At 30.9% G+C, this 23469-nt stretch carries 24 protein-coding genes; 22 read left to right on the forward strand and 2 right to left on the reverse strand.

The genetic code is table 11. The features are described from left to right. Nucleotides 1-4 precede the first annotated feature (4 nt). The 3 genes from BUA92_RS16995 to BUA92_RS17005 all read left to right on the forward strand — a co-directional run bounded on the left by BUA92_RS16995 (nucleotide 5) and on the right by BUA92_RS17005 (nucleotide 2993). A complete protein-coding gene (locus BUA92_RS16995; RefSeq protein ID WP_073021557.1) occupies nucleotides 5-547 on the forward strand; it encodes a restriction endonuclease in 543 nt (180 codons plus the stop codon). A gap of 81 nt (nucleotides 548-628) precedes the next feature. Beyond that, nucleotides 629-1180, forward strand: coding sequence for a DUF3867 domain-containing protein (locus BUA92_RS17000; RefSeq protein ID WP_073021559.1), 552 nt, complete (start codon nucleotides 629-631; stop codon nucleotides 1178-1180). Nucleotides 1181-1280: 100 nt separating this feature from the next. After that, on the forward strand, nucleotides 1281-2993 hold the full coding sequence (locus BUA92_RS17005) for an ABC transporter ATP-binding protein (RefSeq protein ID WP_073021561.1): 1713 nt from the start codon (nucleotides 1281-1283) through the stop codon (nucleotides 2991-2993). A 445-nt stretch (nucleotides 2994-3438) separates the two neighbouring features. Here BUA92_RS17005 and BUA92_RS17010 read toward each other — a convergent pair whose 3' ends face one another. After that, nucleotides 3439-3951 carry a ferritin gene (locus tag BUA92_RS17010; protein ID WP_073021563.1) on the reverse strand — a complete coding sequence of 171 codons (513 nt, stop codon included), beginning with the start codon at nucleotides 3949-3951 and terminating at the stop codon, nucleotides 3439-3441. Between the two features lie 349 nt (nucleotides 3952-4300). Between BUA92_RS17010 and BUA92_RS17015 the strand changes: the two genes are divergently transcribed. The 16 genes from BUA92_RS17015 to BUA92_RS17090 all read left to right on the forward strand — a co-directional run bounded on the left by BUA92_RS17015 (nucleotide 4301) and on the right by BUA92_RS17090 (nucleotide 18915). Next, entirely contained in the window at nucleotides 4301-4933 is a 633-nt protein-coding gene (locus BUA92_RS17015; protein ID WP_021800319.1) for a redox-sensing transcriptional repressor Rex, read from the forward strand. Nucleotides 4934-5295: 362 nt separating this feature from the next. Next, complete coding sequence (locus BUA92_RS17020; protein WP_073021565.1) at nucleotides 5296-6078, forward strand: short-chain-enoyl-CoA hydratase; 783 nt, start codon at nucleotides 5296-5298, stop codon at nucleotides 6076-6078. Nucleotides 6079-6106: 28 nt separating this feature from the next. Beyond that, nucleotides 6107-7246 (forward strand): acyl-CoA dehydrogenase, encoded by a 1140-nt coding sequence (locus BUA92_RS17025; protein ID WP_021800321.1) that lies wholly within the window; start codon nucleotides 6107-6109, stop codon nucleotides 7244-7246. A 19-nt stretch (nucleotides 7247-7265) separates the two neighbouring features. Then, nucleotides 7266-8045 carry an electron transfer flavoprotein subunit beta/FixA family protein gene (locus BUA92_RS17030; RefSeq protein ID WP_073021567.1) on the forward strand — a complete coding sequence of 260 codons (780 nt, stop codon included), beginning with the start codon at nucleotides 7266-7268 and terminating at the stop codon, nucleotides 8043-8045. An 18-nt stretch (nucleotides 8046-8063) separates the two neighbouring features. Beyond that, nucleotides 8064-9074 (forward strand): electron transfer flavoprotein subunit alpha/FixB family protein, encoded by a 1011-nt coding sequence (locus BUA92_RS17035; RefSeq protein WP_073021569.1) that lies wholly within the window; start codon nucleotides 8064-8066, stop codon nucleotides 9072-9074. Nucleotides 9075-9162: 88 nt separating this feature from the next. Further along, entirely contained in the window at nucleotides 9163-10011 is an 849-nt protein-coding gene (locus tag BUA92_RS17040; protein WP_021800324.1) for a 3-hydroxybutyryl-CoA dehydrogenase, read from the forward strand. Between the two features lie 133 nt (nucleotides 10012-10144). Beyond that, the gene (locus BUA92_RS17045; RefSeq protein WP_073021571.1) at nucleotides 10145-11488 is read left to right on the forward strand and encodes a sigma-54 interaction domain-containing protein; all 1344 of its coding nucleotides are present in this window, start codon (nucleotides 10145-10147) and stop codon (nucleotides 11486-11488) included. A gap of 260 nt (nucleotides 11489-11748) precedes the next feature. Next, nucleotides 11749-13104, forward strand: a complete 1356-nt coding sequence (locus BUA92_RS17050) for an acyclic terpene utilization AtuA family protein (protein ID WP_073021573.1) — start codon at nucleotides 11749-11751, stop codon at nucleotides 13102-13104. A gap of 2 nt (nucleotides 13105-13106) precedes the next feature. Beyond that, nucleotides 13107-13406, forward strand: a complete 300-nt coding sequence (locus tag BUA92_RS17055) for an AtuA-related protein (protein WP_073021575.1) — start codon at nucleotides 13107-13109, stop codon at nucleotides 13404-13406. Between the two features lie 22 nt (nucleotides 13407-13428). After that, the gene (locus BUA92_RS17060) at nucleotides 13429-14079 is read left to right on the forward strand and encodes a 3-oxoacid CoA-transferase subunit A (RefSeq protein WP_073021577.1); all 651 of its coding nucleotides are present in this window, start codon (nucleotides 13429-13431) and stop codon (nucleotides 14077-14079) included. Nucleotide 14080: 1 nt separating this feature from the next. Then, nucleotides 14081-14737, forward strand: a complete 657-nt coding sequence (locus tag BUA92_RS17065; protein WP_073021579.1) for a 3-oxoacid CoA-transferase subunit B — start codon at nucleotides 14081-14083, stop codon at nucleotides 14735-14737. 33 nt (nucleotides 14738-14770) lie between these two features. Next, the gene (locus BUA92_RS17070) at nucleotides 14771-15523 is read left to right on the forward strand and encodes a carbohydrate deacetylase (protein WP_073021581.1); all 753 of its coding nucleotides are present in this window, start codon (nucleotides 14771-14773) and stop codon (nucleotides 15521-15523) included. 16 nt (nucleotides 15524-15539) lie between these two features. After that, entirely contained in the window at nucleotides 15540-15845 is a 306-nt protein-coding gene (locus tag BUA92_RS17075; protein WP_021800331.1) for a PTS sugar transporter subunit IIB, read from the forward strand. Between the two features lie 47 nt (nucleotides 15846-15892). Next, a complete protein-coding gene (locus BUA92_RS17080; protein WP_073021605.1) occupies nucleotides 15893-16216 on the forward strand; it encodes a PTS lactose/cellobiose transporter subunit IIA in 324 nt (107 codons plus the stop codon). 40 nt (nucleotides 16217-16256) lie between these two features. Next, on the forward strand, nucleotides 16257-17555 hold the full coding sequence (locus BUA92_RS17085; RefSeq protein ID WP_073021583.1) for a PTS sugar transporter subunit IIC: 1299 nt from the start codon (nucleotides 16257-16259) through the stop codon (nucleotides 17553-17555). Nucleotides 17556-17634: 79 nt separating this feature from the next. Then, the gene (locus tag BUA92_RS17090; protein ID WP_073021586.1) at nucleotides 17635-18915 is read left to right on the forward strand and encodes a neutral/alkaline non-lysosomal ceramidase N-terminal domain-containing protein; all 1281 of its coding nucleotides are present in this window, start codon (nucleotides 17635-17637) and stop codon (nucleotides 18913-18915) included. Nucleotides 18916-19001: 86 nt separating this feature from the next. Here the strand turns inward: BUA92_RS17090 and ilvA are convergent, their stop codons facing one another. Then, nucleotides 19002-20201 (reverse strand): threonine ammonia-lyase, encoded by a 1200-nt coding sequence (ilvA, locus tag BUA92_RS17095; RefSeq protein WP_073021588.1) that lies wholly within the window; start codon nucleotides 20199-20201, stop codon nucleotides 19002-19004. Nucleotides 20202-20402: 201 nt separating this feature from the next. Between ilvA and BUA92_RS17100 the strand changes: the two genes are divergently transcribed. From BUA92_RS17100 to BUA92_RS17110, 3 genes are all read left to right on the forward strand, one after another. Beyond that, nucleotides 20403-21569 carry an iron-containing alcohol dehydrogenase gene (locus BUA92_RS17100; protein ID WP_073021590.1) on the forward strand — a complete coding sequence of 389 codons (1167 nt, stop codon included), beginning with the start codon at nucleotides 20403-20405 and terminating at the stop codon, nucleotides 21567-21569. Nucleotides 21570-21740: 171 nt separating this feature from the next. Further along, on the forward strand, nucleotides 21741-22631 hold the full coding sequence (locus BUA92_RS17105; RefSeq protein WP_073021593.1) for a sulfide/dihydroorotate dehydrogenase-like FAD/NAD-binding protein: 891 nt from the start codon (nucleotides 21741-21743) through the stop codon (nucleotides 22629-22631). Then, a partial coding sequence (locus BUA92_RS17110) for an FAD-dependent oxidoreductase (RefSeq protein WP_175550926.1) occupies nucleotides 22631-23469 on the forward strand: 839 nt, incomplete at its 3' end. The genes BUA92_RS17105 and BUA92_RS17110, both read left to right, overlap by 1 nt.

Below are 23469 nucleotides of genomic sequence, written 5' to 3' on the forward strand. Positions count from 1 at the left end.
TGTCATGAGTATTTTAGATAGTTTTTATGGAGTTATATATGGAACGCTATTAGTTATAGTATCTTTAAAGTCAATAATTTTGCTGCAAAACTTTATTAATATTGTAAAAGTTATTAGGGGAAAAGAAGAGAGATTAGAATCGCTTAAGAATAAACGACTAAATATCAAGGAAATAAATAGATTAACTAATTACGAGTATATATTATTTTGTGAAGGTTATTTTAAGGAACTAGGATATGAGAACTTTGGAGTACTTAATAATAAAAATACAGTAAAAGAGATTATGTGTAGAAAAGAAGATAAGAAAGTACTATTAAGATGCAGTAAGGAATCTGTTGATAGTGAAGTGGTATTAGATTTTATAGGGGCTATGATAAAAAATAATATATTCGAAGGTATAATAGTATATTGCGGAAAAGTTGAAGCAAAGGCAATTAAGATAAGTGAAGGCAATAAAAATAAGTTTTCTATTATTTTTGTAGATATTGAAGAAATTTTAAAAACAGAAGCAAATAAGGAGTATAATATAATAGAGGGCTTAAATTAAATGTTATTAAGTTTCAATTAGTTCCATTATACATAAAAATCTATTATAATAGTTAGTATACAGAATATTGGAGGAATGGCTATGGATGATAGAATTATAGACTTTAATGACCTCAAGAACAAAGCTAGAGATAAAGATATAGATAAATTTGAAACATATATTTATTCATTATATTATGACTTAACTCAAGGGAAAATAACTATGGCAGATATGATGAAGGAAATTAATAAATATACTGCTGAAAACAACATATCTCAGGAAAAGTTAGTAAATATTCAAAAAGAAATTATGAAAAGATATGGTTTTGATGCTGAAAACCTAGAAGCGCAGATGAAGACTATGGGAGTAAATTTAAATGGAGCAAATTATGAAGAAGCTAGGAAAGTAATGGGCTTCCAGGAAAAGTATAAAAATAGACTTACTACTAAAAGTATACAAAATTATTCTATAAAAAACAGCAAAAATGATATTACAATATATTTAGATAATAATGAAGTTATGATTAATAGCTCAGGAAAAATAGATTTAACAGATAATGAATTAAATGAATTTTTGTGCTCATATAAAAAGATATTAAAAGATGATAAGCTCAATATATCATTATGTGAAAATGTGAATAATTACATTTATTAAAATAGCTTTTATAGCTATTTTTTTATTTTGTTGAAATTTGCAATAAATTTTCAAAATGCTATAATAGAATGATGAAATTATATAACTAAGGAGGGATATTTTGATTAAAGAATTTGTAAAATATTATAAGCCACATAAAAAGTTATTTGCTATTGATATGTTCTGTGCGTTTTTAGTATCAATATGTGATTTGTTTTATCCTATGATTACCAGAAATATAATAAATGATTATGTACCTAATCAAAATTTAAGGTTACTTGTTGTTTGGAGTATAACCTTAATATTTATATATGCATTAAAATTAGTAGTAAACTATTTTATCCAATATTGGGGACATGTAGTTGGCGTAAGAATGCAAGCCGACATGAGAAAAAAGATTTTTAAACATCTACAAAAGCTTCCATTTAATTATTTTGATAATAATAAAACTGGTGTTATAATGTCTAGAATAATGAATGATTTAATGGAGATATCAGAATTAGCACACCATGGTCCAGAGGATTTATTTATATCATTAATAATGCTTATAGGATCATTTATAGTTTTATGTACTATAAATATACCACTGACACTTATAACTTTTGCATTTATACCTGTTTTAATATGGTATGCAATAAAGAAAAGAATTAAAATGAATGATGCTTTTAAGAAAACTAGAATAGAAATAGGGGATGTAAATGCATCTTTAGAAAACTCTATTGCAGGAATAAGAGTGTCAAGAGCTTTTACAAATACCAAATACGAAATAGACAAATTTCAAGTAGGTAACAATAAATTTAGAAAAGCAAGAGAATATGCATATAAAGCTATGGCAGAATTTTATTCTGGAATGTTCTTTATTGTTGATATACTTAATCTAATAGTATTAAGTATAGGCGGGTTCTTTACATTCAAAGGATATATAACAATTGGTGATTATGTTGCATATTTATTATATATAAAACTTTTTATGGATCCCATAAAGAGATTGATAAATTTTGTGGAGCAGTTACAGTCAGGAATGACTGGATTTGAAAGATTCCAAGAACTTATGGCTGAACAAGAAGAGGAATATTCTGACAAAGTCATTGAGATGAGAAATGTAGATGGAAATATAGAATTTGAAGGTGTAAGCTTTAAATATGATGACGAAGAAACACATGTATTACAAGATTTGAATCTAAATATAAAATCTGGACAAACAGTTGCATTAGTTGGTCCATCTGGTGGAGGAAAAACTACTCTTTGTCACTTAGTTCCTAGGTTCTATGAACTTGATGGAGGTATAATTAAGATTGATGGAGTAGATATAACTACTGTTAATAGAGAATCTTTAAGAAAAAATATAGGAATAGTTCAGCAAGACGTATTCTTATTTACTGGAACTATATTAGAAAATATTCTTTATGGAAATCCAGAAGCTTCAGAAGAAGAAGTAGTTGAGGCTGCTAGAAGAGCTAATATACATGAGTTTATTATAAATTTACCTGATGGATATAATACTTATATTGGAGAAAAGGGATTAAAGCTTTCAGGTGGACAAAAACAAAGATTATCAATAGCTAGAGTGTTTTTAAAGAATCCTAAGATACTTATTTTAGATGAAGCTACATCTGCACTTGATAACACAACTGAGATGATAATACAAAAATCCTTAGAAGAACTAACAATAGGTAGAACAACATTAATAGTAGCTCACAGACTATCAACGATAAAGAATGCAGACGAGATTGTTGTATTAACTCCAGAGGGAATAGCTGAAAAAGGAACTCATAAAGAGTTAATAAAAAATGATGGAATATATGCTTCTTTATATAGTCTTTCAGAAAGATAGAAAAATACTGCTATATTGAGAAAAACGAAGATATTTGATTTAATAGCTAGTTATAGTAAGATTTAAAGTTTAATAGTTAAATATATAGTTATTGAAGAAAATAAATGTAAGTAATATACTTTAGATGAATTAAATATAGAGGTGTTTTTATGTTATTTAATATGAGCATTATAATTATAATGTTAGGAATCATTTTTACTATTATGGGATTAAGAAGAGCCGATAAATATTAAAAGTCATAATTCGATTTATATTGACAAACTATGATATTTTAAATATAATCTATTTGGTTGAGAATACTTTCAGGCATAAGGGAGTAGCTACAGGAATTTCCTGTTTTAGATTATCAACAATTAGGTTTGAATCTTAATTAAAATTGTGAGACTTATATATAGCAAGGGTTGAGCTATATATAAGTCTCATTTTTTTATATAATAATTAAATTTTATACAGTAGTAGTTGGGGGAGTGTATACTCTTTGAGCAAGCTCATCATCCAGCATATAAAGTGCAGCAGGATTTTCTATTGATCTTTTTAACTTCTTTATAAGCTTGTTAAAAGTATCTTCCTCTTCAACTTGTTCATCTATAAACCATTTTAATAAACTTATAGTTGCATGTTCTTTTTCTTCTGTAGCTAAATCTGTTAGATTGTAAATTCTTTTTGTAACACCTTGTTCGTGTTCATAGGCAGTTTCAAAAGCGTGGATTACACTATCAAAACCTAAAAGTGGTTGTTCAATAGTTTTAAGTTTAACTTCTCCATTTTTTTGAAATATGTAATCATAGAACTTCATAGCATGAGAAAGTTCTTCTTGGGCTTGAACCCTGAAAAAATTAGCGAAACCAGTTAAATCTAAAGTTTCACAATAAGCAGACATAGCTAAATAGCTATAAGAAGAATAAAGTTCATAGTTTACTTGTTCATTTAAAGCGGCTTGTAATTTATCACTTAACATTAAAACACCTCCAAAATATTCTTTAGTTAAATTATACTATTTGAAGAATTATTATTCAATAATTATGAGAAAAGTAGTAATACTATAAGTTTAAAACAAAAGTTTTGTTATTAAATGGATATTGATATATAATAATTAGTATAGTAATAATTATATTAAACATTTACAATACTAGATAATATGCAGTATTTATGATAAAATAGTATAGTTAAGAATTAATATAGGGTATTTATAATAAATATACTGATAATTCTATTTAAGAATATAAATATGAGTAAAAATATATAATAATTTCACAATTTAGAATTTGACATTTGGTGTATAGAGAAATATTGAAAGAGGTGCGAATATGGAAAAGAAAAAAAATATATCAATGGCAGTTATAAAAAGATTGCCTAAATACCATAGATACTTAGGAGAGCTTCTAAGAAACGATGTAGATAGAATAAGTTCAAAAGAATTAAGCGAAAAGATAGGCTTTACAGCATCACAAATACGTCAGGATTTGAATTGTTTTGGCGATTTTGGACAGCAAGGTTACGGATACAATGTTAGAGAACTTCATGCTCAAATCAGCTCTATCTTAGGATTAAATAAAGATTATAATACAATAATAATAGGTGCTGGTAATATAGGTCAGGCAATTGCTAACTATAGATTTGATAGATTTGGGTTTAATATAATTGGTATTTTTGACGCAAATCCTAAACTTGTAGGAATAAAAATAAGAGACATAGAGATACAAGATATAGATAGAGTGCCTGAGTATTTAAAAAATAATATAGTTGATATAGGGGTAATATGTGTACCTAAAAATAATGCTCAAAAGGTATGTGATAAATTAGTTCAAGGTGGAGTTAAAGGAATATGGAATTTTGCGCCTATTGATTTAGATGCGCCAGAAGATATAACAATAGAAAATGTTCACTTAAGCGAAAGTGTACTTACATTAATATATTTATTGAATGAAAAAGATCAATAGAGAGGGAAACCTCTCTTTTTTTATTAAAAAAACTGTGAATTTATTTGACACAGTATTGTCAATATAGATAGGATAAAATTTATATTAAATACAATTTTATCCTGATAAGAAATAAAACAGCTTTGATATTAATTTATTTAATAGAGAAAAATGCCATAAAAGCCTTGCAAATAACTTTTATACATATTATAATCATATTGAAGTCAAAGAGTTGGTCATTTTTTTTGAAATTAATTGTTATAATATTAACAAAGAGTTAATAAAACAGTTATATAATTTAACAAAAAACCAATAATTTGTCTAAAATTGTATTATGAAACCTACTAAAAATTTAGCTTTATATTTTAAGGAGGATTACCACCATGGAATTAAAAAATGTTACTCTTGAAAAGAAAGAAAGAGTTGCGGTAGTGACTATCAATAGACCAAAAGCTTTAAATGCTTTAAACTCAGAAACATTAAAGGATTTAGACGTAGTTATTAACGAATTAGAAAATGATAAAGATTGCTATGTAGTTATTTTAACAGGTGCTGGTGAAAAGTCATTTGTTGCAGGCGCAGATATTTCAGAAATGAAAGATTTAAACGAAGCACAAGGTGAAGAATTCGGTATTTTAGGCAATAAAGTTTTTAGAAGATTAGAGAATTTAGACAAGCCAGTAATAGCTGCTATATCAGGTTTTGCTCTAGGTGGAGGTTGTGAACTTGCTATGTCATGTGATATAAGAATAGCATCTGAAAAAGCAAAATTCGCACAACCAGAAGTTGGTCTAGGAATAACTCCAGGTTTTGGTGGAACTCAAAGATTACCAAGATTAGTTGGATTAGGAAAAGCTAAAGAATTAATTTATACATGTGACATTATTAAAGCTGACGAAGCATTAAGAATAGGATTAGTTAATAAAGTTGTTCCTCTAGAAAATCTTATGGAAGAAGCTTTTGCTATGGCTAATAAAATAGCAGAAAATGCACCTATAGCAGTTAAGCTATGCAAAGATGCAATAAACAGAGGAATGCAAGTTAATATAGATGAAGCAATAGCAATAGAAGCACAAGATTTCGGAAAATGTTTCTCAACAGAAGATCAAAAAGAAGGAATGAATGCTTTTATCGAAAGAAGAGCTAAAAGCTTCCAAAATAAATAATTAAGGTACGAATTAAGGAGGTAAAAATATGAATTTCGCATTGACAAAAGAACAACAATTAGTAAGACAAATGGTTAGAGAATTTGCATTAAATGAAGTAAAGCCTATAGCAGGTGAAATTGATGAAACAGAAGAGTTTCCAATGGAAAACACTAAAAAGATGGCTAAACTTGGAATGTTAGGTATTCCATTTAAAAAAGAATATGGTGGAGCTGGTGGAGACACCTTATCATATATAATGACAGTAGAAGAATTATCAAAGGTATGTGGAACTCACGGAGTTATAGTTTCAGCTCATACTTCATTATGTGCATGTGTAGTTGACGCATTTGGTAATGCAGCACAAAAAGAAAAATATCTTCCAGCATTAGCTAAAGGTGAAAAACTTGGTGCTTTCGGATTAACTGAACCAGGTGCTGGTACAGATGCATCAGGACAACAAACTACTGCTGTTTTAGATGGAGATAATTATATATTAAACGGATCAAAAATATTCATAACAAATGGTGGAGTTGCAGAAACTTTCATAATATTTGCTATGACAGATAGAAGCAAAGGAACAAAAGGAATATCTGCTTTCATAGTAGAAAAAAGCTTCCCAGGATTCTCAATAGGTAAATTAGAAAACAAGATGGGTATAAGAGCATCTTCAACTACAGAACTTATCATGGAAAACTGTATAGTTCCAAAAGAAAACTTATTAGGAGCTGAAGGAAAAGGCTTTGGTATAGCAATGAAAACTCTTGATGGAGGAAGAATTGGTATAGCTGCTCAAGCATTAGGACTTGCTGCAGGAGCTTTAGAAGAAGCAATTGCTTACATGCAAGAAAGAAAACAATTTGGTAGACCACTTTCAGCATTCCAAGGATTACAATGGATGATAGCTGATATGGATGTTAAAGTAGAAGCTGCAAGACAACTTGTTTATAAAGCTGCATGGCTTAAAGATCAAGGACTTCCATATTCATTAGATGCTGCAAGAGCAAAATTATTTGCATCAGAAGTAGCTATGGAAGTAACAACTAAAGCAGTTCAAATATTTGGTGGATACGGATATACTAAAGAATATCCAGTAGAAAGATTAATGAGAGATGCTAAGATAACTGAAATCTATGAAGGAACTTCAGAAGTTCAAAGAATGGTTATCGCTGCAAATGTTATAAAGTAATTAAGGGAGGCTTAATAATATGAAAATAGTAGTTTGTTTAAAGCAAGTTCCAGATACAACAGCTGTAAGAATAGATCCAAAAACAGGAACACTTATAAGAGATGGAGTTCCATCAATTATAAATCCAGAAGATAAACACGCATTAGAAGAAGCATTAGTTCTTAAAGAAACTTACGGAGCAACAGTTACAATAGTAAGTATGGGACCTCCACAAGCAAAGGATGCTTTAAGAGAAGCATTATCTATGGGAGCAGATGAAGCTATATTAATAACTGATAGAGCATTTGCAGGATCAGATACGCTTGCAACTTCAAAAGCATTAGCAGGAGTTTTAAAGAAATTAGAATACGATATAATATTTGCTGGAAGACAAGCGATTGATGGAGATACTGCACAAGTTGGACCAGAAATAGCTGAACATTTAAATATTCCACAAGTAACTTACGTTCAAGAAGTAAAAGTAAATGGTGACTTATTAACTATAAACAGAGCATTAGAAGATGGATATGAATTAGTTGAAGTAAAAACACCAGTATTATTAACAGCAATAAAAGAATTAAATAACCCAAGATACATGAACATCGCAAGTATATTTGATACTAAAGATGCTGAAATTAAAGTTTGGTCAGTGAATGATATTGATGTAGATAAAGCTGAGCTTGGATTGCCAGGTTCTCCAACTAAGGTTAAGAAATCTATGACTAAGGAAACTAAGGGAGCTGGAGAATTAGTTGAAAAACCAGCAAAAGAAGCAGCTAGTTACGTTTTAGAAAAATTAAAAGAAAAACACTACATCTAATATTAGGAGGTAAGAGTAATGAGTAATATAGCAGATTACAAAGGAGTTTGGGTTTTCGCTGAGCAAAGAGAAGGAGAACTTCAAAAGGTTTCTCTTGAATTATTAGGCGAAGGTAGAAAAATTGCAGATAAATTAGGAGTAAAACTTACGGCTTTACTTCTTGGAAATAATGTATCAAATTTAGTAGAAGAATTAGCTACTCATGGAGCAGACGAAGTTTTAGTAGCTGAACATGAATTACTAACTCATTATACAACTGACGGATATACAAAGGTTATTTGTGACCTTGCAAATGATAGAAAACCAGAAATATTATTTATAGGAGCTACATTTGTAGGAAGAGATTTAGGTCCTAGAGTAGCAGCTAGATTAACAACTGGATTAACAGCAGACTGTACTTCATTAGATATAGATGAAAATGGAAAGTTCTTATTAGCTACAAGACCAGCTTTTGGTGGTAACCTAATGGCTACTATAGCTTGCCAAGATCATAGACCACAAATGGCTACAATAAGACCAGGAGTTTTCACTAAATCAGATAAGGTTGAAAATAATGCTGAAGTAATTAAAGTTGACGTTAAACTTACACAAGAAGATGTAAGAACAAAAGTTATAGAAATAGTTAAAGAGAAAAAAGATATAATTGATATAAGTGAAGCTAATTTCATAGTTTCTGGTGGTAGAGGAGTTGGATCTAAAGAAAACTTCAAACTATTAGAAGAATTAGCAGAAGCTTTAGGTGGAACTGTTGGTGGTTCAAGAGCAGCTATAGAAAAAGAATGGTTAGATAAAAATTTACAAGTAGGTCAAACAGGAAAAACAGTTAGACCAACTATATATATAGCATGTGGTATATCAGGAGCTATACAACACGTTGCTGGTATGCAAGATTCTGATTTAATCATAGCAGTAAACAAAGATGCTAATGCACCTATAATGAAGTTAGCTGACTATGCTATAGTTGGAGATTTAACAAAAGTTCTTCCAGAATTAACAGCTCAAGTAAAAGCATTAAAAGAAAACGCATAATTGTTAATTACCTAAATTTAGGTTACAATAATATAGGGGGAGAAATCCCCCCCTTAGAAAATACCTTAAAATAATGGAGGTTAGTAATATGGAAAAGATTTTTGTTCTTGGTGCAGGTACTATGGGAGCAGGTATTGTTCAAGCGTTTGCACAAAAAGGTTTTGAAGTAATAGTAAGAGATATTAAAGATGAATTTGTAGATAGAGGACTTGCTGGAATTCAAAAGAATGTTGAAAAACTAGCAGCAAAAGGAAAAATAACTGAAGAAGATAAGGATGCAATCCTTTCAAGAATTTCAGGAACTACTGATTTAAATTTAGCAGCTGATTGTGATTTAGTTGTTGAAGCAGCAGTAGAAAACATGAAAATTAAAAGAGAAATATTCGCTCAATTAGATGAGATTTGTAAGCCAGAAACTATTTTAGCTTCAAATACTTCATCTCTTTCAATAACTGAAGTAGCAGCAGCTACAAAGAGACCAGATAAAGTTATAGGAATGCATTTTTTCAACCCAGCACCTATAATGAAATTGGTTGAAGTAATCAGAGGAATGGCTACTTCAAATGAAACATTTGAAGCAGTTAAAGAAGTTTCTGTAGCAATTGGTAAAGAACCAGTAGAAGTAGCAGAAGCTCCAGGATTTGTTGTAAACAGAATCCTTATCCCTATGATTAATGAAGCAGTAGGAATACTTGCAGAAGATATCGCTTCTGCAGAAGACATAGATACAGCTATGAAACTTGGTGCTAATCACCCAATGGGACCTTTAGCATTAGGAGACCTTATAGGTCTAGATGTTTGTCTAGCTATCATGGATGTACTTTACACTGAAACAGGTGACACTAAGTACAGAGCTCACTCACTTCTAAGAAAGTATGTTAGAGCTGGATGGTTAGGAAGAAAGAGTGGAAGAGGATTCCACAACTATAACGCTTAATTTAGCTTACATTTTACCACTATATAAATCCAAAGAATCCCCTTGCAATTTATTGCAGGGGGATTTTTTATTAAAGTTGAATAAATTTTAGGGTATAATTTATATTAAGAATATAAATAAACAGGAGAAAAATATGAAAATTAATGAATGGCAAATGAATATATTTGACTCTTTGTATGATGGAGTACTTATAGCAGATAGAGAGTTCAGGGTTGTATATATAAATCCAGCATATACTAGAATTACAAATGTAAATTATGAAGATATAATAGGAAAAGAAATAAGTGAAGTTAGATTAGGAAGTAAACTTCCAGAGGTAATCTCAAGTGGAAAGAAACTAATAGGAATTAAAAGAAAGGTTTCCGGTATAGAGTATATAGTTAATATAGTTCCTATAATAGAGAATAATGATATAGTCGGTGGCATTTCTATATTGAATGAAATTAACGATATATATAAATTGGTTGAGGAATTAAGAAAGTCAAATGATATAATAAAGGATTTAAAAGATAAAGTTAAAAATATAGGAAATCAAGCTAGATATGTTTTTGACGATATAGTTGGAGAAGATCCTAAGACAATTGAAACAAAAGCACTTGCGATTAAGATAGCAAAAAAAGATTTAAATGTTTTAATAACTGGAGAAAGCGGAACTGGAAAAGAGCTTATTGCTCAGGCAATACATAATGAAAGTGAAAGAAGGAATAAGCCTTTTGTAGCTATAAACTGTGCAACTTTAGAAAGTAACTTTCTAGAGAGTGAGTTATTTGGATATTCTGAAGGTGCATTCACTGGAGCAAAAAAGGGGGGCAAAAGAGGACTATTTTTAGAAGCAAGCGGTGGAACTCTATTTTTGGATGAGTTATCAGAGATGGATTATAAACTTCAAGCAAAACTATTAAGAACTCTTCAAGAAAATATTATTAGACCTATAGGGGGAGTAACGGAAATTCCTATTGATGTAAGAATAATAGCAGCAACCAACAGAAACTTAGAAACAATGATAGAAAATAATGAATTTAGAAGAGATTTATACTATAGAATAGCTATATTTACAGTAAACTTGCTTCCTTTAAGAGAAAGAAGAAAAGATATAATACCTCTATCAAAGAATTTTTTAAAAAGAATTGAAAAGAAATTCAGAAAAGATTTATCTCTAAATGAAGAAGTGTTGAAGTTACTAGAAAGTTTTAAGTGGTCAGGTAATGTGAGAGAGTTAAAAAATGCAATAGAATTTGCGGCAATGATGACTGAGGATAATGAAATAAAAATCAGTGATCTTCCTAAAAAGATTCAGGAGGAAGGGTTTATACATAATCTAATTCCTATTAAAACCTTAGAGGATATAATAAAAGAAACTGAAAAAAATGAAATTGAAAAAGCTATAAAACTGTATGGAGATACTGTTGAAGGGAAAAAATCAGCCGCAAAAGCTTTAGGAATTTCTTTAGCATCTTTATACAATAAAATTAAATAATGAGAGAGTGCAACCTCTTTCTAAAATATTAGAAACTTTAAGAAATGATTTCTAATATTTTAGAAAGAGGTTTATTGTATATATTTACAGAGCTTGTAAAAGGATTTCATAAAGTTATAATAATAAGTTTCTAAAATTTTAGAAATTCATAAACAGTATAGAAATAAAAATTAGAGAAATAGTGCCGTTTAGCAGTTGAAAACTTTGGCATAATACTTGCGTATATAGATATATGTGATTGCAGTAAAGGAGGGTTAGTTTTGAAAAAAGTTAGAGTAGGATCTGGAGCAGGATATGGTGGAGATAGAATAGAGCCAGCTGTAGATATTATGACTTATGGAAATCTAGACTATATAATTTTTGAATGCTTAGCTGAAAGAACTATATCTTTAGCACAGCTAGAAAAATTAAAAGATAAAAATAAAGGGTATAATGAACTATTAGAATATAGAATGGAAAAAATAATACCTTTATGTGTAGAAAAAAAGGTCAAAGTAATTACTAATATGGGTGCGGCAAATCCATTAGCAGCAGCAGAAGTTATAAAAAGAATAGCAGAAGAAAAAAATATTAAAAATCTAAAAATAGCTGCAGTACTTGGAGACGATGTATTTAGTGAAATAAATGGATATATGGATTATGAGATTATTGAAACAGGTGAAAAAATTGAATCCATTAAAGATAAGATAATTTCTGCTAATGCCTATATAGGAGTTAAAGGAATAATAGAAGCTTTAGAAAATAATGCAGACATCATAATTACAGGAAGAGTAGCAGACCCTGCATTAGTATTAGCTCCATTAATTTATGAGTTTGGGTGGAAAGAAGATGAGTATGATAAACTTGCAAAAGGGATAGTGGCAGGACATTTACTAGAATGTGGTGCTCAAGTATGCGGAGGATATTATGCTGACCCAGGATATAAGGATGTACCAGACTTATGGAATATAGGATTTCCTATAGCTGATATTTATGAAGACGGAGAAATTAATCTATCAAAACTTGAAAAGTCTGGGGGAATAATTTCTACAGAAACTTGTAAAGAACAATTGATATATGAGATTCATGATCCTGAAAATTACCTTACACCTGACGTTATAGCAGATTTTTCAGAAATAAGTGTTGAAGATATGGGAAAAGATAGAGTTTCCATAAAAGGAGCTAAAGGTAAAAAGAAGACAGGGTTTCTTAAAACCAGTGTAGGATATAAAGATTGTTATATTGGTGAGGGTGAAATAAGCTACGGTGGCTCAGGAGCATATGAAAGAGCAAAGTTAGCTGGAGATGTAATAGAGAAGAGACTAGAATATATAAAGCTTCCTATTGAAGAATTAAGAATAGATTTTATTGGAGTTAATTCTCTGTTTAAAGATAAAATTAGTGACAGTATAAGTAATTTTAGAAGTGATTATACAGAGGTTAGATTAAGAGTAGCGGCTAGAACTAAAACAAAAGAAGATGCAAAAATAATAGGAAATGAAGTTGAAGCCTTATATACAAATGGACCAGCAGCTGGTGGCGGAGTTAGAAAATATGTCAGAGAAATAATATCAATAGCCTCAATATTAATACCAGAAGAGTCCATAAAAACTGAAGTTGTTTATAGGGAGGTATAATTATGAAATTAAGGGAGATGGCCCATTCAAGAACTGGTGATAAAGGAAATATATCTAATATCTCATTAATTGTTTATAACATGGATGACTACGAAAAAATAAAAGCCTATGTTACAGAGGAAAAAGTAAAAGCATGGTTTCATGACATTGTAAAAGGTGAAGTAAGAAGATATGAACTCCCAAAACTTGGAGCACTTAACTTTGTACTTGAAAAAGCTTTAGGTGGTGGAGTTACTAAATCTTTAGCCATTGATATGCATGGGAAAACATTGAGTTCTGCACTTTTAGAGATGGAAATTTGATTTATAAATAGGAGATTTTTTAATGAATAAGCTAACATCAGTTAATGAAGTTATAAAGAAGATTAAAGATGGCAATTCAATTATGGTTGGAGGATTTTTAAAAAATGGACATCCAGAAGTATTAGTTAATGCTTTATCAGATTCAGAAGTAAAAAATTTAACCATCATATCTAATGATACAGGAACAACTGAATGTGCCTTATATAAAGTAATAGCAAATAGGCAGGCATCTAGAATAATAGCATCCTATATAGGTGCTAATCCAGAGACTGGCAAGCTATTAATGAGTGGAGAAGCTGATGTTCAACTATTTCCTCAAGGAACCCTTGCAGAAAAGATAAGAGCAGGTGGAGCTGGATTAGGAGGATTTCTAACACCAGTTGGAGTAGGAACAATAGTTGAAGAAGGAAAGCAGAAACTTAAAGTTAATGAAATAGAATATTTACTAGAATTACCCTTAAAGGCTGATGTTGCACTTATTAGAGCACACAAAGCAGATAAACATGGCAATCTTAGTTTTAAAGGTTCAACTAGAAACTTTAATGCAATAATGGCTATGGCAGCAGATTATGTAGCGGTAGAAGTAGAAGAATATGTTGATGAAATAGACCCAAATCATGTTGTGGTACCAGGTATACTTATAGATGCTATTGTAAAGGTAGGTGAGGCGTAACATGGAGAAAAGAGAACTTATTGCAAGAAGAGTAGCGCAAGAGTTTAGAGATGGAAATGTAGTAAATCTAGGCATAGGAATACCAACTTTAGCTGCAAATTACATAACAAAAGATATTCAGGTTGTACTTCAATCAGAAAACGGAATATTAGGGTTAGGTCCAGAGAGCAGTGAAGATACAATAGATGAAAGCATTGTAGATGCTGGTGGAAAGCCAAAAACTATAGTTCAAGGCGGGGCATTTTTTGATAGCGCATTCTCATTTTCTCTAATAAGAGGTGGACATGTTGATATAACAGTTTTGGGTGCCCTTGAAGTTGATGAAGAAGGAAACCTGTCAAATTGGATGATACCTAACAAAAAAGTTCCAGGCATGGGTGGAGCTATGGACCTAGTAGTAGGTGCTAAAAAAACGATAATTGCAATGGAACATGTAAATAGAGACGGAAAACCAAAAATATTAGAAAAATGTGTGCTTCCACTTACAGCTGCAAAACAAGTAAATAAAATAATAACTGACCTTTCAGTAATTGATGTAGTTAAAGGTGAAGGGTTGGTACTTAGAGAAATAGCAGAAGGGCTAACTATAGAAGAGTTAAAAAGCTTAACTCATGCAAAGTTTCATATAGCGAAAGATCTGAAAATAATTGCTTTATAAATTCTTAAATTTACATGTTTAAGGAGGAGAAAAATGAGATTAATTATTAATGCAGATGACTTTGGATTAACATTAGGAATATCTAAAGGTATAATCGAAGGATTAAAAAATGGAGTAATAACTGATACGTCAGCTATGATTAACTCAGAACATTTTGAAGAAAGTTTGGCTTTAGCTAAAGCAGCTGGAATCAAATCCATGGGAGTTCATTTAAATATAACTGCTTTAAGACCTATAAGTAAGCCTCAGGATGTAAAAACAATAATAGATTCAGAAGGTAGTTTCTATAAAAATCCTAAATTAATACCTAAGGGTTATAGCTATGAGGAAATAGAAAAAGAACTTAGAGCGCAGATAGAAAAATTTCTACATACAGGACTAGGCTTAGATCATTTAGATGTACATCATGGGTTTAATGCAATGGAAGAAAAATTATTTACCTTAGTAATGAATTTAGCAAAAGAATATAAGGTACCTTTGAGAAAAAATACAGAGGAATTTAAAACGTTAGCTGACAAAGAAGTTAAAAGACCTGATTACTTTATTAAAGAATTTTATGGTGATAATGTAACTATAGAAAAGCTTAAAGAGATCTTACTTAAGTATAAGGGTTTTGAGGGAACTGTAGAGATGATGACACATCCAGGTTTTGCAGATGAAGAGATAATGAAGATATCAAGCTACAATAAACACCGTGAAGAAGAATTAAAAGTTTTAGCAAGTAGTGAAATAAAAGAACTTATAAATAAAAGCAATATTGAATTAGTTAACTATAAATTATTATAACAAAGGAGAGATACGGATGAAAATTTTATTAGTTTGTGCAGCAGGAATGTCTACAAGCTTAGTTGTACAAAAAATGCAGAAAAATCTAAAAGATAATGAACAAGATTGGGTGATTGAAGCAAAAGCAGCAGAAGAATTTAACGATGTAGTTAAAGAATATGATGTAGTACTTTTAGGACCTCAAATAAGATTTAAAAAAGCAGAATTTGAAAATGTTGCAAAACAATACAATATTCCAGTAGATGTAATAAACATGACTGATTATGGTATGTGCAGAGGCGATAAAGTATTAGAACAAGCAAGAAAATTAGGAAATAAATAATTAGAATAATATATGCAGATTATAAGGAGAAATAGAAAATGAATGATATGGAAGAAATAATTTTTCAATTAATAACATATTCAGGAGCAGCAAGAAGTTCAGTTTTTGAAGCAATGGGCGCAGCATCTGAAGGTGACTTTGAAAAGTCTAAAGAATTAATGGAAGAAGCAAGAAAAGAACTATTAAGTTCTCATAAAATACAAACTAATTTGATACAAAAGGAAGCAGGGGGAGATAAAACAGAAGTAAACTTACTTTTAGTACATGCTCAAGATCATCTAATGACATCAATATTAGCTAGAGACCTTATAGAAAAGATGATAGAGATGGAAGGGAAAATTAAAGACTTAGAAAGCAAAATAATAACTTAAATGAAATCGGTTAAAAATATAATTATCAGGAGGGAAAATAATGAACGGTCAAAGTTTAATGGAAAAGTTCAGTGGATTCTTAGAAAAATATCTAATGCCTATAGGAGATAAAATCAGTGGGCAAAAACATTTAAAAGCAGTAAGAGATGGTATGATGGCAATAGTTCCTCTTACAATCATAGGTGGATTATTTTTAGTTGTTGCAGCGCCACCAGTAAGTGCAGATGTATTTGCATGGAGCCCAAAGGTTCAAGGAATGCTTTTATTACCTTACACAATGACAATGGCTATAATGTCTATATTTGCAACAATGGCTATAGCTTATAGTTTGGCAGAGCAATATAATTTAAACAAATTAAATTCTAGTATAATAACAGGAATTGTATTTTTATTACTTTGTGCACCAGCTCAAACAATAATACCAACAGGAGCTGAAAAAGGAATGTCAGTGTTAGCAGCTACATATTTAGATGCTAAAGGACTATTTACAGGAATAATAATTGCAATAGGCGTTGTAGAAATAATAAGATTCTTAAAAGTTAAGAAAATTACTATAAAAATGCCAGACGGAGTACCACCAGCAGTATCGGCATCATTTGACTCAATTATACCATTAGCAGTATCAATAATTGTATTCTACGGAATAAGCGTTATATTACAAGCAAACTTTGGATTATCAGTACCACAAGTTATCAATAAACTATTAACTCCAGCATTAAATGCTTCAGATTCACTTCCATTTATACTATTTGCTATATTAATGATGAAATTATTCTGGCTTTTAGGAATTCATGGAGCAAGTATAATGAGTGGTTTAGTAACACCAATAATGACTGCAAACCTTATGACAAATGCAGCATTATCTGCTGGTGGAGAAAGCCCAGTTAAGATATTTACAAGCGTATTTATGTCTTGTTATGCTATTAATAATATAGCACCAGCAGTACTGTCTATGAGAAGTAAAAGTGCTCACTTAAAAGCTATAGGTAAAGTAGCAATATTACCAGCAATATTTAATATAGGGGAACCATTAGTATTTGGATTACCTTATGTATTAAATCCAATATTGGCAATACCATTTTTAGTTACACCTGTTATAAACATATCCCTAGCATACTTTGCAGTAAGTACAGGATTAGTTGGAAAGGCAATTATAGAGCCACCATTTACTACTCCAGGACCTCTATATGCCTTCCTTGCAACAGTTGATTATAAAGCGATTATATTATGGCTTGTACTTTTAGCTATATCATTTATAACATTTTATCCATTCTTCAAAATTTATGATAAAGAATTATTGAAAAAAGAACAAGAAGAAGCAGAAGATTTAGAAGCTTAAAAATATATAGACAGTCCCTTCTTTTAAAAATAATAAAAGAGGGGAACTCGTCTTTATTAAGAAAGATAGGAGTGATTATATGGAGATTTCATTTTCACAGGAAAAATTTGATTTAAAGGCAGGAATGAAAATAGCTGGCTATGGTGGAAGAGTAGCTTGTGGTGTAAATGATGACTTAAAAGCAAGAGTAATAGTTTTTAAAGAAGATGGAGAATTTTATCCCTTAATACAATTAGATCTTTTAGCTATAGACTATTATTTTTCTGATTTAATAAAGAAAAATATAGAAGAAAAATTAGCTATAAAAAAAGAAAATATAATGATTAACTGTTCACATACTCACTCAGGTATTGCAGGAGTTGTTAATACTGATTTAAATATAAATAAGAGATATTTAGGAACCTTTGATAAATTTAACGAAGATTTAGCTAGTAGTATCATAGAGAAAATAATAACTTCTATAGAAAAATCTCAAAACTCTATGGAGAAGTTTAAAATATATTATAATAGAAAAACAGTAGAAGGAATATGTACAGATAGAAACAATCCTTCAAATTATATAGATAATTTATTACAGACTATAAACATAGAAACTGAAAGTAAAAGAAAGGCAGTAATATATAACTATGCTTGTCACCCTACAGTTTTGGAAGGCACAAATAAATATATAACTGCTGATTTTGTAGGAGAAACCTCAAGAGTTTTAGAAGATGGTGGAGTGGCTGTAGCTATGTTTTATAATGGTGCTTGTGGAAACATAAGTACTAGATTTACTAAAAAAGAATCTTCTTTTAATGAAGTTAAGAGAATTGGAGGGACTTTGGGAGTGGAAGTCCTAAAACTAATTGAGGATAATAAGGAAGAGTTAGAATTATCTAAAATAACAATTAAATCAAAAACTATTTCATTAAAAGTTAAAGAAATCGGTACTGAGGAAAGCATAAGAGCTAAAATGTCTCAGATAGAAGTAAAAATAAAGGAAGCTTTAGATAAAGGCTTAGATAAAAATAGTATGAAACCTTACTATTTTGAACTAGAAGGAGCAAGAAGAAATCTAGACTTATTAGGAAGTTTTGAAGATATCAAAACTATAGATTTAAAAGTAAATTTATTTAAAGCTAAAGATATCTATATGGTTTATATTCCTGGGGAATTATTTTCATCATTGGGTGATAAGATTAAAAATGAATTTTACGATAAAAAGGTTATTATCGTAACTTATAGTAACGGTTATATAGGATATATTCCAGATGAAGAAGCTTATGAAAAAGGATGTTTTGAAGTTATGCTTTCACCACTTGACAAGGGTGAAGGTGAGAAATTAGTTTATGATGTAATAGAGATGATAAAGAAAATTTAGCATGAGTTTCTTAAAGTAAAATGAAATAATTAAATACATGGATATATAAAAGAGAGCAGCCTTAAAAGTAACTGCTCTCTTTTATATTAATAAACATGATTTATTACATATCCATTTTTAGATAATTCATTTTTAATCATTTCTATATGTGAGTGTCCATTGGTTTCAACTGTAACTTCTAGAAGTACATTTTTAAGTCTATCTATGGCCTTAAATTGATTATGTTCAAGCTGGACTACATTAGCTCTAACTGAAGTAAGTATTCTTGAAATCTCTAGAAGTTGTCCAGGAGTATCAGGAAGTTCAACTGAAAAACAGAAAAGTCTTCCTCTAGATACTAGACCAGAATTAATAAGTGCTGAGATAGTAACCATATCTATATTTCCACCACTTATAATAGAAACAATCTTTTTATTTTCTAGATTTAATTTCTTTAAAGCAGCTAATGAAGCTACACCAGAAGCTTCAGCCAAAAGTTTATGTTTTTCTGTAAGGAGAATGAAACTTTCTGCTATATCTGCATCAGATACTGTTACTATATCGTCAACATAGTTTTTTATAAATTCATAGGTTAAATCACCAGGCACCTTAACAGCTATACCATCTGCTATTGTGCTAACCGTATCTAGGCTTATTAAAGACCCTTTTTTAAAGGATAGTTCCATAGCATTAGCTCCCTCTGCCTGAACACCTATTACTTTAATAGAAGGCTTTAGTTCTTTTGCAGCTAAAGCAATACCACTAATGAGTCCCCCTCCACCTATGGGACAAACTATTACATCTATATCGTCTATCTCTTCAATAATTTCTAAAGCAAGGGTTCCTTGTCCTAGTATTACATCCATGTCGTTAAAAGGGTGAAGAAAATATAATCCATCTTCTTCCTCAATTCTTCTAGCTTCAGCGTAGGCATCGTCATACACGTTTCCATGAAGAACTACCTCTCCACCAAAATTTTTAGTGGATTGAATTTTTATTAATGGAGTAGTTTTGGGCATAACTATTTTTGACTTAACACCTTCAAGTGTTGCAGCATAAGCCACCCCTTGAGCATGATTACCTGCAGATGAGCATACAACTCCCTTAGATTTTTGCTCTTCAGTTAATGAACGAAGTTTGTTTAAAGCTCCTCTTAATTTATAGGCTCCAGTTAATTGAAGATTTTCGCACTTCATATAAACCTTGTTATTAGTTTCTTTAGAAAAAATATCGCTATACATTATGGGAGTCTTTATAACTACATCCTTTATTGTATTTCTAGCCTCTTTTATTTTGTCCAAATACATTGTTCTGCCCCCTTATGAATAAGTTACTGTAGAATATTATAGCACATATAAGGAAGAATTTATTACATAATTAAGAGTATATTATTTCAACAATTTATTAAATATTATAAGACATATTGTTAAGATTATCACACAGGTATATAATATATATTGTGGTAAATGTAGGATAAAATGAGGGAATTTATTTTGAGGAGGATGTATATGAACAGATTTACTTTGCCAAGAGATTTGTATTTCGGATCAGGCTCTATGGAGTATTTAAAAACTCTAAAAGGTAAAAAAGCAATGATAGCTGTAGGGGGAGGATCCATGAAGAAGTTTGGGTTCTTAGACAAGGCTATAAGTTACTTAGAAGAGGCAGGAATAGAAACTAAACTTATTGAAGGAATTGAACCAGATCCATCAGTAGAAACAGTATTCAAAGGTGCAGAATTAATGAGAGAATTTGAACCAGATTGGATTATAGCTATGGGTGGTGGCTCACCAATTGATGCTGCCAAGGCTATGTGGGTATTCTACGAACATCCAGAAAAAACTTTTGATGACATAAAAGATCCTTTCACTATTCCAGAACTAAGAAACAAAGCTAGATTCTTAGCAATACCTTCCACTTCAGGAACAGCTACAGAAGTAACTGCTTTCTCTGTAATAACAGACTATAAGACAGAAATAAAATACCCATTAGCGGATTATAATATAACACCAGATGTTGCTATAGTTGATCCAGACCTTGCTGAAACTATGCCTAAAAAGTTAACAGCTCATACAGGAATGGATGCTTTAACTCATGCTATAGAAGCATACGTAGCAACTTTAAATTCACCTTTCTCAGATCCTTTAGCAATAAAAGCTATACAAATGGTTTACGAACACCTATTTTATTCTTATAATGAGGACAAGTCTTCGAGGGAACAAATGCATTATGCTCAATGTTTAGCAGGAATGGCATTTACAAATGCACTACTTGGAATAACTCATTCTATGGCACATAAATCAGGAGCAGTATTCCATATACCTCATGGTTGTGCTAATGCAATATACCTTCCATATGTTATAGATTTTAACAAAAAAGCATGTATGGATAGATATGCGCATATAGCTAAATGTGCAGGATTAAAGGGTGAAACTGATGAAGAATTAGTAGACTCTTTAACAGAATCCATTAGAGAATTAAATAGAAAAATGGATATTCCACTTTCATTACAAGAGTATGGAATTGATGAAAATTTATTTAAAGAAAAAGCAGCACTTATGGCTGAAAGAGCTGTAGCTGATGCTTGTACGGGATCTAATCCAAGAACAATAGATAAAGAACAAATGCAAAAAGTGTATGAATGTGCTTACTACGGAACTAAAGTAGATTTCTAATAATTAATTAGCTTAGGGGAATAGATTCTCTTAAGCTAATTTCTCTATATAATTTAATGATTGATACTAAAATAAGAAAAATATTAATAAATTAATTAAAGAATAACGAAAAATATGTTAATATATTATCATGGCAAAAGTTTTATTAATAGATAATCTGGGGGGATATGTGTGTACAAGATAGTTAAAAAAAGACAACTAAACGAAAATATCTATCTAATGGATATAGAAGCACCAAGAGTAGCAAAATCATCAAATCCAGGACAATTTATCATAGTTAAAATGGATGAAAAAGGTGAAAGAATTCCATTAACCATATGTGATTATGACGCTGAAGCTGGAACAGTAACAATAGTGTTCCAAACCTTAGGTGGCTCAACACAAAAAATGGCTACTTACAATGAAGGAGACTACTTCCATGACTTTGTAGGCCCACTTGGAGTACCTTCAGAAATGGTGCATGAAGACTTAGAGGAGTTAAAGAAAAAGAAAATAGTATTTATAGCAGGTGGAGTTGGAACTGCACCAGTATATCCACAAGTTAAGTGGCTAAATTCAAAAGGAATTAATGTAGATGTTATAGTAGGGGCAAAAAGCAAAGACATATTAATATTAGAAGAAGAAATGAGAGAAGTAGCAGGAAACCTATATATAGCAACAGACGACGGTTCCTATGGACATAAAGGATTAGTAACAGAAGTACTTAAAGATTTAGTACAAAATCAAGGAAAAGAATATGACTTAGTAGTAGCCATAGGACCTATGATAATGATGAAGTTCGTATGTCTATTAACTAAAGAATTAGATATAAACACAATAGTAAGCTTAAACCCAATCATGGTAGACGGAACAGGAATGTGTGGAGCTTGTAGAGTAACTGTCGGAAACGAAGTTAAGTTTGCCTGTGTAGATGGACCAGAATTCGATGGACACCTAGTAAACTTTGATGAAGCAATGAGAAGACAAGCTATGTATAAGACTCAAGAAGGAAGAGTAGAACTTAAGAAAGTCGAAGGGGATACCCATCATGCAAAAAACTGTGGCTGCGGAGGTGAAGAATAATGGATAGAATGAAAAGAACACCAATAGCTGAACAAGCACCAGAGGTAAGAGCAAAAAACTTTGAAGAAGTATGTTTAGGTTACACAGATGAAGAAGCTAACCTAGAAGCCTCAAGATGTTTAAACTGTAAGAAACCTAGATGTGTAGATAAATGCCCAGTATCCATTAACATACCGGCCTTTATACAAAAGGTGAAAGATGGCGACATAAAAGCAGCAGCAGAAGTAATAGCAGAAGCATCCTCACTTCCAGCAGTATGCGGAAGAGTATGTCCTCAAGAAAGCCAATGTGAAGGACAATGTGTACTCGGAGTAAAAGGTGAAGCTGTAGCTATAGGAAAGCTAGAAAGATTCGTAGCTGACTGGACTAGAGAAAACAATGTAGATATCTCTAAAAAAGCTGAACCAAACGGCAAAAAAGTTGCAGTAGTAGGGGCAGGTCCAGCAGGTTTAACCTGTGCAGGAGACTTAGCAAGGCTAGGTTATGAAGTTAAGATATTTGAAGCTCTACATGAACCAGGTGGAGTATTAGTATACGGAATACCGGAGTTTAGACTACCAAAGGAAACAGTAGTAAAAACAGAAATAGAAAATGTAAAGAAACTTGGAGTAGAAATAGAAACTAACGTTATCGTAGGAAGAACAATAACAATAGATCAACTATTCGAAGAAGAAGGATTTGAAGCAGTATTCGTAGGTTCAGGAGCAGGACTTCCAAAGTTCATGGGAATACCAGGAGAAAATGCAAACGGAGTACTATCAGCAAATGAATTCCTAACAAGAAGTAATCTAATGAAAGCCTTCAAAGAAGGTTACGACACTCCTATAAGAGTAGGAGA

Source organism: Clostridium intestinale DSM 6191 (assembly GCF_900130055.1).
Classification (GTDB): domain Bacteria; phylum Bacillota; class Clostridia; order Clostridiales; family Clostridiaceae; genus Clostridium_T; species Clostridium_T intestinale.